9 protein-coding genes are annotated in these 15,342 nt (G+C 65.3%); 7 read left to right on the forward strand and 2 right to left on the reverse strand.

The features are described from left to right. The first annotated feature begins 324 nt into the window (after window positions 1-324). The 4 genes from DB354_RS14120 (at window position 325) to DB354_RS14135 (ending at window position 9,572) form a co-directional block, all read left to right on the forward strand. The gene (locus DB354_RS14120) at window positions 325-4,161 is read left to right on the forward strand and encodes a TonB-dependent receptor plug domain-containing protein (RefSeq protein WP_107836280.1); all 3,837 of its coding nucleotides are present in this window, start codon (window positions 325-327) and stop codon (window positions 4,159-4,161) included. Window positions 4,162-4,425: 264 nt separating this feature from the next. After that, the gene (locus DB354_RS14125) at window positions 4,426-6,525 is read left to right on the forward strand and encodes a tetratricopeptide repeat protein (protein ID WP_146180257.1); all 2,100 of its coding nucleotides are present in this window, start codon (window positions 4,426-4,428) and stop codon (window positions 6,523-6,525) included. A gap of 162 nt (window positions 6,526-6,687) precedes the next feature. Continuing rightward, the gene (locus DB354_RS14130) at window positions 6,688-8,484 is read left to right on the forward strand and encodes a right-handed parallel beta-helix repeat-containing protein (protein WP_107836282.1); all 1,797 of its coding nucleotides are present in this window, start codon (window positions 6,688-6,690) and stop codon (window positions 8,482-8,484) included. Between the two features lie 146 nt (window positions 8,485-8,630). Beyond that, complete coding sequence (locus DB354_RS14135; protein ID WP_146180258.1) at window positions 8,631-9,572, forward strand: hypothetical protein; 942 nt, start codon at window positions 8,631-8,633, stop codon at window positions 9,570-9,572. A gap of 52 nt (window positions 9,573-9,624) precedes the next feature. On the opposite strand, the gene DB354_RS14140 is transcribed toward DB354_RS14135, so the two are convergent. Then, window positions 9,625-11,559: a tetratricopeptide repeat protein gene (locus tag DB354_RS14140; RefSeq protein WP_146180259.1), complete on the reverse strand. Its 1,935-nt coding sequence runs from the start codon at window positions 11,557-11,559 to the stop codon at window positions 9,625-9,627. Here DB354_RS14140 and DB354_RS22370 point away from each other — a divergent pair. After that, window positions 11,558-11,701 carry a hypothetical protein gene (locus DB354_RS22370; protein ID WP_158277538.1) on the forward strand — a complete coding sequence of 48 codons (144 nt, stop codon included), beginning with the start codon at window positions 11,558-11,560 and terminating at the stop codon, window positions 11,699-11,701. The two genes, DB354_RS14140 and DB354_RS22370, sit on opposite strands and share 2 nt — an antisense overlap. Before the next feature lie 19 nt (window positions 11,702-11,720). Here DB354_RS22370 and DB354_RS14145 read toward each other — a convergent pair whose 3' ends face one another. Next, the gene (locus tag DB354_RS14145) at window positions 11,721-12,527 is read right to left on the reverse strand and encodes an SDR family oxidoreductase (RefSeq protein ID WP_107836285.1); all 807 of its coding nucleotides are present in this window, start codon (window positions 12,525-12,527) and stop codon (window positions 11,721-11,723) included. Between the two features lie 271 nt (window positions 12,528-12,798). Here DB354_RS14145 and rhaT point away from each other — a divergent pair, with 271 nt between their 5' ends. Beyond that, complete coding sequence (gene rhaT, locus DB354_RS14150; RefSeq protein ID WP_107836286.1) at window positions 12,799-13,968, forward strand: L-rhamnose/proton symporter RhaT; 1,170 nt, start codon at window positions 12,799-12,801, stop codon at window positions 13,966-13,968. A 99-nt stretch (window positions 13,969-14,067) separates the two neighbouring features. Continuing rightward, window positions 14,068-15,324: an L-rhamnose isomerase gene (locus DB354_RS14155; RefSeq protein ID WP_107836287.1), complete on the forward strand. Its 1,257-nt coding sequence runs from the start codon at window positions 14,068-14,070 to the stop codon at window positions 15,322-15,324. Window positions 15,325-15,342: the final 18 nt, after the last annotated feature.

A 15,342-nucleotide genomic window follows, 5' to 3' on the forward strand; every position in this document is an offset into this window, starting at 1 on the left:
ATGCGGCCGGTTCGATTCGACTCAAGTGGCCGGTTTCCAGGCCGTCCTCTCTTCGGTCGGACCGCGACTTCACGCCCGGCCACGGGGGCCGTTTAGGCCTCCCCGGGGGCCTGCGTAATGACCGCGGTCCGGCTCTGTCAGCCGCCCGCCGGACTGTCAGTTTACAATGACCTTTGCCCGGTGCATGGCCAAACCTACCATCCGTTTATCCCGCTCAGAACCCCTGCCTCACGTACACCCCGGCCTACGTTCCTGTCGTGCGTCTGCACGTGCTCGCATCGCCCGGCGTGAACCTTTCACCGCAAACCTAACCCTGACCAACGCATGAACCCGAATCGATGGCTTCCGCCGGTTAATCCGGCGCTGATCGTTGCCCTTGCCGGATTGGCAATCGCGACGAGCCCGGCTCGCGCCCAGACGGCTCCCGGAGTCGACGCTGCGACGCTCGCCAAGTACGACACCAACCACAATGGCGTCCTGGATACGGACGAACAGGCGGCCATGCGGGCCGCGCAGGCTGCACCGGCTGCTAGTACCACTGCTGCCAAGCCGGAGGCTGGCGCCGGCGATATCATCGAACTCAGCCCGTTCCAGGTCGACGCCTCGCGCGACAAGGGTTACTTCGCGGAGAACACGCTCGCGGGTAGCCGGATGAACACCAACATCTCGGACCTCGGCGCTTCGATCTCCGTCATCACCAAGCAGCAGCTCGAGGACACCGCGTCTGTCGACATCAACGACGTGTTCCGGTACGAGCTCAACACCGAGGGTTCCTCGACGTATACCCCGGCGGTCGCCTCGCAAAAGAGCGACGGCATGCTCGACACGATTGCCGGCGGCACCAACGGCGGCACGGTTGCGAGTTCGACGAACGCGACGGCCAATCGTATCCGCGGCATCGGCACCCCGAGCCGCGCGATCAACTACTATCCGTCAATCAGCCAGGTTCCGATGGACGCGTACAACGTCCAGTCGGTCGAAATCAGCCGCGGTCCGAACTCCATGCTTTTCGGTATGGGCAGCCCGGCCGGCATCGTGAACCAGACGAACGCGCAGGCGCTGCTCAACCGGAATACCAACCGAGTTGATGTCCGCGCGGACCAGAACGGTTCCTATCGTGCCAGCCTGTCGTTCAACCGCAGCCTCATTCAGGACAAGTTGGCGGTCTATGGCGCGCTGCTGTACGATGATCGCCAGTTCGAGCGCAAGCCGTCGTACGACCGCACCCGCCGCCAGTACGGCGCCCTGACCTTCAAGCCGTTCGAGCGCACTATCCTGCGCGCGAGCGTTGAGGGCTATAACAACGACAACCGCCGTCCGAACTCGATCACCCCGCGTGACTTCGTGACGGAATGGAAGACCGCCGGCCAACCGGTGTGGGACTCCCTCAATAAGAAGATTACCAAGCTCTCCACGGGCGAGGTCGTTGGCCCCTACGTCAGCAACTCGCTTTCGCCGCGTGCCGCCGAGGTGATCGCCTACATCAAGTCGCGTTCCGACTTCGATGCCGCCAAGTGGAACGCCAGCAAGAATACCTATAATGGTGTTTCGATCTTTGGCTCCGGTGCGATGACCAACACGTCGTCGATCCTTTATGTGCCCGGCGTTGGCTACCCCAACGCGGCGCGCAGCATAATGCAGATTTACGGCGGCCAGCTCATGAACTGGTTCTCTTCTCCGTACAACACCACCTACCGCACCGCGTGGGGCACCAGCACCAATCCGGCGGCGAGCGCGACGGCGATTCCGAGTTCTGGCTCGGCCTCTTCCCAGGTGTGGTCCAGCACGCTTAACGCGGACGTCTGGGACCGGGCTTTCGTGCAGTCCAACGGTTGGTCATTCAATCCCAACGCGGCGATCATCGGCGGCAACAAGTACGCGGGTGTCTCGGATCAATCGGTTTACGACTGGACCGACATCAATATCAGCCAAGCCAACTATGGCCGCGAGCGGAACACTAACCTCAACCTCGAGCTCGAACAGGAGATCACGAAGAACCTGTTCCTGACTGCCGGCTGGATGCGCGAGGACTTTGATGCGGTGTCGAACTACACGGTCGCCCAGCAGTACACGTCGACGCTTTATATCGACAACAATAAGTACATGCCGGACGGCTCCGCGAACCCAGGGTACCTGATGCCCTACGTCATGGACTTCGAGCCGGATCGGTACACCAACGCCCAGCTCAACGACCACTTCCGCGCGATGCTCGCCTACACGCCAGATTTCACCCGCAACTCGGGGTGGACGAAGTGGCTTGGCCGGCATCAGATTCTCGGTCTGTGGTCGCGCGACGAGTACATGGCCACGAACTACCGCCAGCGCGTCTCGTACGTCGACGCCGCCACGGCGGCCGGCAAGTACCGTTTCCTGAATAACCAGAACAAGAATGCCGACGGGACCGAGACCGGCTGGAGCTATCAGGGCACCGGCGTGCAGCGCTTCTACTACCTCGGCACGCAGGGCGCCACGAACGGGGCCGTGACCCGCTCCTCGGGCGAATGGAACGCCGAGAAGTACAATGGCAACGTGCGCGTGTTCAATTACGACACCGGCCAATTCGAGGACGTCAACGTCACCACCGATCACTTCACCCGCAGTGAAGGCACCGGTCGCAACCAGCGCCTGCTGAACACGGTCAGTGCCGCAACCACGAATTACCTCTGGAATGACCGGCTCGTCACCACGTTCGGCTACCGCAAGGACGTGCTCAAGCTTCGGAATACCACCACGGCCGCGATCAAGCAGCCGGACGGCAGCACGATGCCGACGATGACGAACCCGCAGATGTGGGTTAACGGCCAGTACAACACCGATGTGATCTTCAATCGCTGGGAGAATTGGACGCGCCTGAACGGCTACACCAGCACTGCTGGCGGCGTGCTGCGTCCGTTCCGCGGCTGGGATAGCATCGAGAACCGTGCGAATTCCGGCAGCCTCTTCTGGCAGTTTGTTCGTGATCTGGGCTTCAGCTACAATACGTCGGACAACTTCAACGCGCCGGATGGTGCCTATGTGGACGCGTTTGGCACGCCGCTGCCGAAGCCCACGGGCAACGGCAAGGACTACGGCTTCCAGTTCGCGCTCTTCGACAACAAGCTGTTCGCGCGCGTGTCGTGGTTCGAGGCGAGCAACCAGAACGAGCTCGCGCCCGGCAAGACGGCTCTTGACCGCTTGGTCATCAACATGGACCAGACGCTCTTCCGCGGATGGGCCCGGACGATCGCCATGATCAACCTGGGCATGGATCCGACCTCCGATACGTTCTTTAGCCAGACCCTTGACCAATCGGTCGAAAATCAGGTTCAGGACGCCGCAGAAAAAATCTGGCAGCAGGATTACCTCTACTACGACGGCAAGTCGATCCGTGCGACGCAGGATGCCGAGGCCAAGGGTATGGAAATCTCGCTCAACTATAACCCGTCCCGGAACTGGACGATGCGAGCGACCTTCAGCAAGCAGGACACCAAATACTCCAACGTGCAGAAGCAATACGATGCCTGGTATGCCCAGCGCGGCACGATCTGGCAGAAGGCCAAGGCTGCCGACTACCTGCTCCCGCAGTACCAGCAGTACAAGACCTTCACCCGTGCGAACGGCGAGCTGGTTGACCTGACGAACTTCTGGACGAGCTATGGCTTCAACGCGAATGTCCTGGCGTCCGCCACGAACGGGCAGACCAACGTGCAGAACTATTACAATGTCGTGGTCATGCCGCAATATGCGCTGAATCGTGACCTCAACGGCCAGTCGTCTCCCGGCCAGCGCAAGTATCGCTGGTCCTACCTCACCAACTACACGTTCGACAGCGGCAAGCTGAAGGGCTGGGGGGTGGGCGGTGCCGAGCGTTGGGAAGACAAGTCGATCATCGGGTATTACGGCAAGGCCTCGGGTGCGATCGCCGCTACGCCCAACCTGCTCGATATCTCTGATACGACTCGTCCGATCTACGACGACGCCCAGTTCTACACGGACCTGTGGGTCAGCTATCGCACCAAGATCTTCAACGATCGCGTGCGGATGAAGGTCCAGCTGAACGTCAGCAATGTCTTCGAAAGTGGCGAACTGCGCGTCGTTCGCGTGAACCTCGACGGTTCCCCGTACGGCTACCGCATCATCGATCCGCGTCAGTTCAATCTGACCGCCTCGTTCGAGTTCTAAGCTGAACAAAGCGTTCGCTCTCACTTCGAGCCCCCTCCCTCCGGAGGGGGCTTTTCTTTGGTGCGCCCGGCCAAGCGCGCCCCACCGCGACGATTCGGCGACGCGACGTTACTCTCCGGGGGCTGATCTGTTTCTGGATCGCCGCTGCGCCGCGCGGCCGCACTATGCCGTGCGTCTCCGCCGGTCAGATCTCCCGTGAATAGACCGTCATTCTCTGCCTTTCCCCAACCAGCTCCCGCCCTAAAGGCGTGGCTCTGCGCGGCTGTGATTGTTGCGCTGGTTTTCCTCGCGTGGGCCAACTCCTTGTCCGGCCCGTTCGTGCTCGATGACCAGAGTTCGATCGTCGACAACCCGACAATCCGCGACTTCGGCTCCTTCCGCTGGATCTCGCCACCTGCTGGCCGCGGCGAGACGGTCGGCGGTCGCCCGGTCCTCAATCTCTCATTTGCTCTCAATCACGCCACGGGCGGACTCGACGTTCGCGTCTATCACGCGACCAACCTAGCCATCCACGCCTTGGCAGCGCTCGCCCTGTTTGGCCTCCTTCGCCGCGCGCTGGCTCTGCCCGGCCTGTCGTCATGCGGGCGCAGCCGGACACTATTCCTGCCGGCGGTGCTCGCCGCGCTCTGGGCCGTCCATCCGCTCAACACCCAGGCGGTCACGTATGTCGTCCAGCGGGCCGAGTCGCTCATGGGCCTGTTCTACCTCACGACGCTCTATGCGTTCGCGCGCAGCCTCGAAGGACCTCATCGCCGCGTCTGGCAGACCGTAGCCATCGCCGCCTGCTGGCTCGGCATGGGCACCAAGGAGAATATGGTCTCCGCGCCGATCGTCGTCTTGCTGTTCGACCGCGCGTTTGGCGCCGGCTCGTTTGCCGGCGCCTGGCGGGCACGTCGCGGCCTCTACCTCGGGTTGGCGACCGCATGGGTGTTCCTCGCGGTGCTGTTGGCGAGCACGGGAGGGAATCGTGGTGGCACCTCCGGGTTTGATGTCGGTGTGAGCTGGATCGGTTATGTCCTCACGCAGGCGCCCGCGCTGGTACGCTACGCCTTGCTCGCCATATGGCCGCACCCACTCGTGTTCGAGTACGGCGACTTCTCCGTCGCTTCGGCAATTGATGTCGCGTGGCCGCTCCTCCTCGTCACCGGCGCCCTCGGCGCGACGCTCTATGCCTTGTGGCGACATCCTGCCGTGGGGGCGATTGCGACTCTCGCGTGGGCGGTGCTCGCACCTACGTCCCTCGTTCCCGGCACGCTGCAGATGATCGTCGAACACCGGATGTATCTTCCGCTGGCCGCAGTCATGGTGCTGGCGGGCCTTGGCCTCGAAGCGCTGACGGGCAGTCGAGGCCAACGGATTCTCGCGTTCGGCGGCGCCGGGCTCGTGCTGGCTTTCACGCTGCTAACCCATGCCCGCAACCAGGCCTACCGATCTGAGCTGGCGCTCTGGCAGGATACGGTAGCGAAGCGCCCCCTGAATCCGCGTGCGCACAATAACCTGGGCCGGGCTCAACTCCTGGCGGGGCGCAGCGACGAGGCCGTTGCCTCATTCAAGGAGGCGATCCGCCTGCAGCCGAACCACGCCTACGCGCAGGCAAATCTCGGCGCCTGCTACAGGCTGCAGCGGCGCTGGCCCGAGGCGGCTGAGCACTTTGAACGCGCGCTCGCCGCTGACCCGGCCCTCCCTGACGTTCGCGTCAACTTGGCCGTCGCGCTGACGCAGCTCGGGCGCATCGATGCTGCCGTCAGCCAGTATCGTGCCGAACTCGCGACCCATCCCGATGACATCGAGGCGAAGACTAACCTCGCGGCCTTGTTGATCGACCAAGGGCTCCACGCCGAAGCTGCCCGATTGCTGCGGGAGGCGCTCGCCGCCTCCCCGGATCTCGCCGAGGCGCATCTCCATCTGGGGCGTATCGAGGAGCTCCAACGGCAAACCTCCGTGGCCGAGGCCGAGTTTCGCGCCGCCCTTCGGCTCAAGCCCACGCTCGCCGCCGCCCATCTCGCGCTCGGCAATCTCCTGCTCGGCCGGGGCGACGCTTCCGGCGCTGAGGATTCCTACCGGGAGGCGCTGCGCCACGACGCCACGCTCGCGTCCGCTCATTACGGCCTCGGCAACATCCGGGCGCGCCAGCAACAGTTCGAGCCCGCCATGCAGGAATTTCTCGAGTGCCTCCGGCTTGATCCGGGCCATGTCGCCGCCCGCAACAATCTTGCCAACTGCCAGCTCGTCACCGGCCGACTCGCCGACGCCATCGCGAACTACGAAAAGGTGCTCCAGGCGCGGCCCGGCGACACCTCGGTCCGCCGCAATCTCGACCTGGCCCGCGAACTTGCGCGGCAGCGGGGCGGGGTGGGGCGCTGAAGCCGCGTCCCTCGGCACCTCCCTTCCGCCCGCAGCGCGATCGTCTTTAGTTAGCACGGGCTGCAGGTTGCGGCATCTCCCGGCCCGGCGAACCGTCTGGCCGTTCTGTCGGCTTGCCACCCCTCGGCTGCTCCGCGGCCCAACGTTCCGTATTCCTCGCCCATGAACCTGCGCTCCGTTCTTCGCGCCCTTCCGTTCACCTGCTTCGCGTTGTTTGCTCCCGTCGGCTACGCCCAGCCCTCCGGCGGGCCCTATGGTCCGCTCGACCAGGATTATGCCGTGCCTGCCAACGCGGCGCACGTCATCTATGTGGCCTCCGACGCATCCGCCCACGGCTCCGGCGCGAGCCTCGCCGAACCCACCGACCTTGCCACCGCGTTCGCGCGGGCAGTCACGGGCGACGCCATCATTCTCCGCGGCGGCACCTATCGCATCGGCGGACTCAAGCTGAACCAGGGGATCACCCTCCAGCCCTACGGCACCGAGCGCCCCGTGCTCAAGGGCACGCGCGTTGCCACCGAGTGGAAAGCCCAGAAGAACGGCCTCTGGCGCACGGCCTGGCCCACGCTCTTTCCGATGAAGCCGGCCGACTGGTGGCAGCGCGACCGCTCCGGCCGTGAGACTCCCCTGTATCGCTTCAACAACGACATGGTGTTCGTCGATGGAAAACTCCTGCACGCCGTGGGTTGGGAGGGCGTTATCAACGAGAACTCCTACTACATCGATTACGAGGCCGGACAGGTCTATATCGGCGTCGACCCGACCCACCGCCTCGTTGAGATCACCGCCTTCGACAGCGCCTTCACCCGCGTCACCGGCGACCTCCACGGCCGGGCGTCCGACCACCTTGGCCCCACGATTCGTGGGCTCACGTTCACCCAGTACGCCTACCGCGCGATCGAGATCGAGGGCCGCGAAGCCGAGGGCCTGTCCGATCCCGCCACGTTCGGCAAGGATGTCGTTGGCACCACCCTCGAGCACGTCACCATCACGTTCTGCTCCCGCGTCGCCGGCTATTTCCGCGGCGACAAGCTCACCATCCGCCACTGCCTCGTCAGCGACACCCGCACCGAGGGCGTGTACGTGCTGAGCTCCGGCGACGTGCTGCTGGAAAGGAATATTTTCCGCCGCAATAACATCGAGGCCATGACCGGCTACTACCCGGCGGCGGTGAAGATCTTCGACCAGTGCTACCGCACCGTCTGCCGCGACAACCTCGTCATCGATCATCCGCACTCCAACGGCATCTGGTACGACGTGGGCAACGTCGACGGCGTGTTCGTCAACAACTGGGTCCAGGGAGTGCAGGACGGGTTCTTCTTCGAGATTTCCAAGGGCGCCATCTGCGCCGGCAACGTCTTCGTCGATTGCGACAAGGGAATCCGCGTCCTCAACAGCTCCAACGTCCACGCCTACCACAACACGCTGCTGAATACCGTCGCCTCCTTCGAACGCACCGAACGCAGCGCCGCCGCCGACCACTTCGGCTGGCATCCCGCCACCGGTCCCGATGTCGACCAGCGCGAGGGCCACATCTTCGTCGGCAACCTCCTCGTGGCCGACGCCAACTTCACCAAGGCCATGCTGCGCTTCGAGCAAACCAAGCCGCTCTGCGGTCGGCTCACCCGCCCGCAGCCCACGCAGCTCGACGGCAATGTCTACATTCGCCGCGCCGGCTCGCCCGCCGCGTCACTCATCGTCTGGAGCCCGACGCCGGGTGAGAACTGCACGACTGAGTATTCCTCGCTCGACGCATTTCGCGCGGCCCAGGCCGCCTACGAACAGCATGGCTTTCAGGTGACGGACGCAGGCGCCGTTTTCCGGAGCCCCGAACTCAGCCAGTTGCAGCCCAGCCGAAATTTCCCTGTCGCGGTCGAGACCCCTGCGGCCGTGCGTAAGCACGCGGGCTGGTCCGAGACCGGCTCGCTCGCCGCCGGAGCCTACCAGCCGGGGCGCTGAGCGAAGGCCGCGCCCGGCCGTCGCTCGCCGAGACCGGCAAGCCGGTTGCCGGACGGTCCGATCGGCCCCCCGGTTGCATCACCGCGGGCCGTTCGCTGTGGTCGCTGTACCGCGATGGGTCGCTGCGACTCATGCGGTTACGGCTGATGAGACCCCTGACTCTTCGCGCCGCCACGTGGCTGGTGTTCAGTGCGTGCGCGCTTCTCCATACCGGTTGCGCCGGCCTCGGCGATCCCGCCGTGATCGTGAGCTCCTCTGCGGTGGCAGACTATACGGCGCGCAAGTTCCAGGACGGCCGTCCGGTACGCGAGACCTACGTCTTTATGCCTGGGCGCTACTATCCCGGCGCCACGGTCGACCGCTCGCTCGAACGCATGAGCTTTCGGCAGCTCGCCGAGCCCCTTGCCCAGGAATTGGCTCGCAAGCAGTACTTCCCCGCGCCCGACCTCAAAAGTGCGGACCTGCTGATCGTGGTTCACTGGGGTGTCACCGATCCGCGGATCTCCTCCTCCGAGATGCGCGGGCAGGTGACGTACCACTTCGATGCTTCTATGTCCGACGCTGGCGTTGATCGGCCGCCTTCGGAAACAGACGCAATGTTCGCCAGCAATCTCCCGGAGGGGCACGACGCGTTGACGCTTTACCCCGACCTGCCGAACGACGCCGTGCGCGCCATGGAGTTCGAGGAGACCGAGCGGCTGACGGACCAGCTAGGCGGCGACATGGCCAATGCCAATGCCATCCTGTTGCTTGGCTACAGCCGGCAGCTTCGCCAGCTCTCCGAGCTGCCCTTTATCACGACGGCCGAGTTGGCGCTTCGATCCGATCTCAAGAACGAACGGTATTTTATCGTGCTTCGCGCCTACGATCTTCGTCATCGGACTGGCCGTCGGCCCCGGGTTCTCTGGACTCTGCACCTGAACATGCGCTCGGCTGGGGTGAATTTCCGCGAAGCCATGGCAAGCATGGGAGACGTCGCCGTGCATTACGTGGGCCGCAATGTCGACCAGGTCGAAACGGCGTTGCCGAAACTCAAACAGGGCACCGTCACTATCGGCGAGGTGAAGATCATCGGCGAGGCGAAGTAGCGGGCGCACGTCTTGCCTCGCCTTGGCCGCGGCCTTCTCGAACGGCTGCCTGTCAGGGTTGGCGTCCTCCGCTCAGACGACGCGCATTCGCCCGGGCCTCGGCGTGCGCCGGATTGATCCGCACCGCCGCTTCAAACGCCGCGAGCGCCTCCGGACGATGTCCGCTCTGCGCCAGCGCCATGCCCAGCCGGTTGTGCAGCTCGGCATCGTTCGGGGCCAGCTGCACCGCGGCGCTGAGCGCGGCGGCCGCTTCGTCGGGGCGTCCGAGCTCCATCAACACCGCGCCGTGGTTTGCATGCACCGCCACGTTTCCCGGCATCACCTTTGCCAGCGCCGCAAACTGCTCCGCCGCCTCCGTCAGTCGCCCGGCGTCGGCCAGCGCGTGGGCGAGGCCGAAAAGCACGCGTGACGAGTCGGGCGCGATCCGCTGCGCCTCCTGGAGGCGGCGGATGCCTTCGCTCGAACGGCCCGCGAGCACCAGTGCCGTTCCCAGGTTGTTGAGCAGGTCGGCGTCGCCCGGCTTGCGCGCGACCGCCGCCGCGTAGCATTCCGCCGCCCGCGCGGCATCGCCCAGCTCCTGGCTGACGGCTCCCAGGTTGCTCCACACGGCGGCGACACTCGGATCGATCGCGAGGGAGCGTTCGAGCCACTGGCGCGCCTCCTCGCGTTGGCCCTCCACGCGCAGGTACTCCGCGAGCAGCGCCATGGCTCGCGCATTCTGCGGCCGCTTGGCCACCGTGTCCTCAAACAACCGCACCGGCGTGGCATAGTCCTGGTTGCGGCGCGCGGTCAGCCCGCCGAGCGCCACCGCTACGGCCAGCCCCAGCCACAACGCCCGGCGGCCGCCCAGCACGGCGTCGAGCAGGAGCACACCCAGCACCGCTACCGCTGCGAGTGGCAGGTACATCCGATGCTCGACGATCATCTGGATCGTGCCCGGCGGCAGACTGCTGGGCGCCAGGGTCACGAAAAACCACGCGCCAAGGAATCCGAGCATCGGCCAGCGTCGCAGCGCGACGAGGGTGGCTACGATGAAACCCACCGCGACCGGGACGTGCGGCCACACGTCGATGGCGCGCGTGACCCAGAACGTGCCGTATTCGATCGTCAGCGGCGCCGGCCAGACCGCCAGACGCAGGTACTGGCTCAGCGCGGAAAACTGCGTGAGGTCATAGCGCCACCAGGCGGCGAGCGAGAAATCGAAGGTGCCGTCGCGTCCATGCGTCGATACGACGAGCGCGCCGAGCACGACCCAGGAGGCGAGGAGCGCGGCGTAGAACCAGCGCCGCGCCGCCCAGGCGCCGCGCCAATTGCCGGCGACGAAGGTCCGCTCGTACAGCAGCACGAGCAGCGGTGCGACGACCGCGACCTCCTTGGTCAGCACGCCGAGCATTGCGCTTCCCGCGGCCGCCGCCAGCCAGCCGCGGGCGGGTTCCGATGTGCGCGTCGCGCGAATGAAGCAGGCGAGGGTGAGGAGAACGAAGAGGCCGCAGAGCGATTCCGCCCGCTGCACCGTGTAGGTGACGGATTCGGTCTGCAGCGGGTGCAGGACCCAGAGCAGCGCCGCACCGAGCGCAATTCCCTCCGCGCGGTCGCCGTAGCGGCGCGCGAGCCGCGGTCCGCGCAGCGTCTGCGCCACCACCCACCACAGCGTGATTCCGGCCGTGGCGTGAATCAGCAGGTTCAGCGCGTGGTAACTCCACACCGCCGTGCCGCTGACGGCGTGGTTGAGCGCGAAGGAAAAATTCAGGAGTGGCCGTCCGCTGACGGTCAGGCTCCCCGGCGGCGGCACCCACGCACCCGGGAGCGTCTGCAACGTGGGGTTGGCCAGGATCGCTGGTTCATCGTCGAACACGAACGGCACCTGAAAGCTGTTGTGGTAGGCGGCCAGCGCTGCGACGACGATTAGCGCTGCCGCCGTCCAGAACGCGATTCGCCGCGGCGGGTCACACCGCCCGTCTCGGGAACTCGTTCGCGGCTGGGGCATGCCCCGCATCGCAGCCGCCCGGTCCAGTCTTGTCCAGTTCGCTCCCGGCGGCCTGATCAGCGTCGAACGCGACGCGGCGACCGTGGCGACGTTGCGCACCAGTGCGGAAGCCGCCGGGCTTTCCTTGCCTCTGCCGTGCTGAGCCGGCGGGATCGCGCCCGTTACGGCGCGTCGTCGACGGAGAAGCGAATCTTCCGCACCACGCGGGCGTACAGCCACGGCACGTAGCGCTGCAGGTAAATGCCAAGAACCTCCCAGCCGCCGACATGGACCTCGTTCCGCCGCCGCCACACGCCACGCACGATCGCGGCGGCACATTTCTCCGGGGCGATCCCGCGGATGTGCGTGCCCTCACGGCGGCCTCGCTTCTCGCCAGTCGGGCCGAGCGCGTTGTCGGTCACGGCCGTGTTCACGTAGCCGGGGCACGCGATCATCACGTGGATGCCCTCGCGCCAGACTTCGGTGCGAAGCGAGTCGAAGTATCCGTGCAGCGCATGCTTGGCCGCCGCGTAGGTCGAGCGTCCAGGCGTGCCGACGTAACCCATGACACTGCTGACGACGACGACCTGGCCGGAGCGACGGGCGAGCATGGAGGGCAGGACGGCCTTGGTGAGCGCGACCGGGCCGAAGTAGTTCACGTCCATCAAAGCTCGCTCGGTCGCAAAGGAGGCGTCGATGGCCCTGGCCCGCTGGGAGACGCCACCGTTGTTCACCAGCACGTCGATCCGGCCGCAGCGGGCGAGAACCTCGGCCGTGAGCGCGGGGAAAGTCGCGGGCTGGGCGAGGTCGAGGGCCAGCACCAGGTGCTCTTCCGGTCGCGCACAGGTGCGACGCACGCGTTCGAGTTCCTCGGTGCGGCGGCTGGACAACACCAGGCGCGCGCCGGCGGCGGCAAACGCCCGCGCGAGCGCCTCGCCGATGCCGGAGGACGCTCCGGTGATCCAGACGACCTGGCCCGCGAAGTTCATCGCCCGCACTGCATCGGCGGCACCCTCGCGGAGCAAGCCACGACTGCGGCGCCACCGCCGGGGTGCGTCCCGCCGATCGCCGGAGCTGGTGCAACACGATGCCTTCATACGCTCCTTGGAGGGTCGCGCGGCCGGGGCGGCCAGACTGTCCACAAACGCGCAGCGTCGCTCCCGCTTTTGGGAGCCGCACGCTGGCTACTGCATATCCACGCACCCGGAATTTGGTTCCGGTCCCGGCAACTTTGCTCCATTCCATACGCCTTTCTTTCTTATGAATCCCTTCCTTGGTGTTGTCTTCCACTGGCTAGGTGGGCTCGCGTCCGGCTCCTTCTACGTCCCGTACAAGGGCGTGAAAAAGTGGTCCTGGGAGACCTACTGGCTGGTGGGCGGCTTCTTCTCTTGGATCATCTGCCCGTCGCTGCTCGCGTCCATTCTCACCAAGGACCTGTGGGGTTCGATCGGTCAGCAGAGCATGACCACCCTGTGGTGGACCTACTTCTTCGGTGCCATGTGGGGCTTTGGCGGCCTGACCTTCGGCCTCACGATGCGCTATCTCGGCATGTCGCTCGGCATGGGCGTGGCGCTTGGCTACTGCGCGGCATTCGGCACCTTGCTGCCGCCGATCTTCAAGGCGTTCATCCCGAGTATTCCGGTACCGGAGACGCTGGCCCAGATCGCGTCGACCACGCCGGGCCAGATCACGCTCGTTGGCGTGACCGTCACCCTGCTGGGCATCGGCGTCGCGGCGCTGGCGGGTCTGACCAAGGAGCGCGAGATGCCGGAGGCCGAGAAGAAGAAGGCCATCTCGGAGTTCAGCTTCAAGAAGGGCATCATCGTCGCGACGTTCTCGGGCATCATGAGCGCGTGCTTCGCGTTCGCCCTCACTGCCGGCAACCCGATCGGCGAGGCCTCGCTGAAAGCCGGCACCGATCCGATCTGGACGGGACTGCCGAAGCTCGTGGTCGTGCTCCTCGGCGGCTTCACGACCAACTTCGTCTGGTGCGTCATCCTCAATATTCGCAACCGCACCGGCTACCAGTACCTCGCCGCGCACGTTCGCCCCGAGCACGCCGGGCTCACCGCTTCGGGTGGCGAGGGCGCCAGCAGCTCGTCCGCCACGCCGCGCGCCGCCGTAGCGGAGGCTGACCTGCGCGTGCCGCGGTTTGGCAACTTCTTCTTTTCCGCCCTGGCCGGCACCACGTGGTACTTCCAGTTCTTCTTCTACACGATGGGCGAAACCCAGATGGGCAAGTTCGGGTTCGCCAGTTGGACGCTGCACATGGCCAGCATCATCATCTTCTCCACCATGTGGGGCTGGATCTTCCACGAGTGGAAGGGCTCCAGCCGGAAGGCGCATACCCTGATCGGGCTCGGTATCGCCACGCTCATTCTCTCCACCATCATCATCGGCTACGGCACCTACCTGAAGGCCGGCCACTGATCGCTCTCCGCAGCCGGATCGAAGGCGGCGCTCCCGCCGCCGTCGTTTCGGCTCCCATTATCCCGCCCCGCTCTCTCCATCACGAAATCATCCAAGACCATGGCACCCTCGACTGGTTACGCATACGCAAAGGACGTCTATTCCGCTCTCGGCGTCGATACCGAGGCCGCAATGAAGCGCCTCGCGAAGGTTTCGATCTCCCTCCATTGCTGGCAGGGCGACGACGTCGGCGGCTTCGAAAGCGCCGGTGATCTCTCCGGCAGCGGCCTGGCCGCCACCGGCAATTACCCGGGCAAGGCGCGGACGATCGACGAACTCCGGTCCGATCTCGAACTCGCGTACCGTCTGATCCCCGGCAAACACCGGCTGAACCTGCACGCCATCTACGGCGATTTCGCGGGCAAGAAGGTGGAGCGAAATGAGATCACGGTGAAACAGTTCCAGAGCTGGATCGACTGGGCCAAGTCGCTCGGCCTGGGCCTCGATTTCAATCCGACCTGCTTCGCGCATCCCAAGGCCGCCTCCGGCTTCACGCTCGCGCACCAGGACAAGGCCATCCGCAAGTTCTGGGTCGAGCACTGCATCGCCTGCCGCAAGATCGGCGCCGCGATGGGCAAGCAGCTCGGCTCCACCACCGTCACCAATATCTGGATTCCGGACGGCATGAAGGACGTGCCCGTCGATCGCCTCGCCCCGCGCGAGCGCCTGGCCGACTCGCTCGACGCCATCTTCAAGGAGAAGATCAACCCGAAGCACCACCTCGACGCGGTCGAGAGCAAGCTGTTCGGCATCGGCTCCGAGAGCTACGTCGTCGGTTCGCACGAGTTCTACCTGGGCTACGCCGTGCAGAACCAGAAGCTGATCTGCCTCGACGCCGGTCACTTCCATCCGACGGAAATGCTGACCGACAAGATCAGCTCTGTGCTCATGTACGTCCCCGAGCTGCTGCTCCACGTCAGCCGCGGCGTCCGTTGGGACAGCGACCACGTCGTCCTGCTCGATGATCACCTGCGTGGCATCATGGAGGAACTGGTGCGCGGTGACTTCCTCGAGCGCACGCACATCGGCCTCGACTACTTCGACGCTTCCATCAACCGCATCGCGGCCTGGACGATCGGCACGCGCAACGCGATCAAGGCCCTCCTGCTCGCGATGCTCGAGCCGACGGACGATCTGCGCGCGCTGGAGAACGCCGGCGACAACACCGCCCGGCTCGCGCTCCTCGAGGAGCTCAAGTCGCTGCCATTCGGTGCCGTGTGGGACGAGTATTGCCGCCGCCAAGACGCCCCCGTCGGCCCGGCCTGGCTCGAGGCGATTCGCGACTACGAGAAGCAGGTCCTCTCGAAGCGCTGCTGAGCGCGGCAGGACACATTT

Origin of the sequence: Opitutus sp. ER46, assembly GCF_003054705.1 — a bacterium.
Classification (GTDB): domain Bacteria; phylum Verrucomicrobiota; class Verrucomicrobiia; order Opitutales; family Opitutaceae; genus ER46.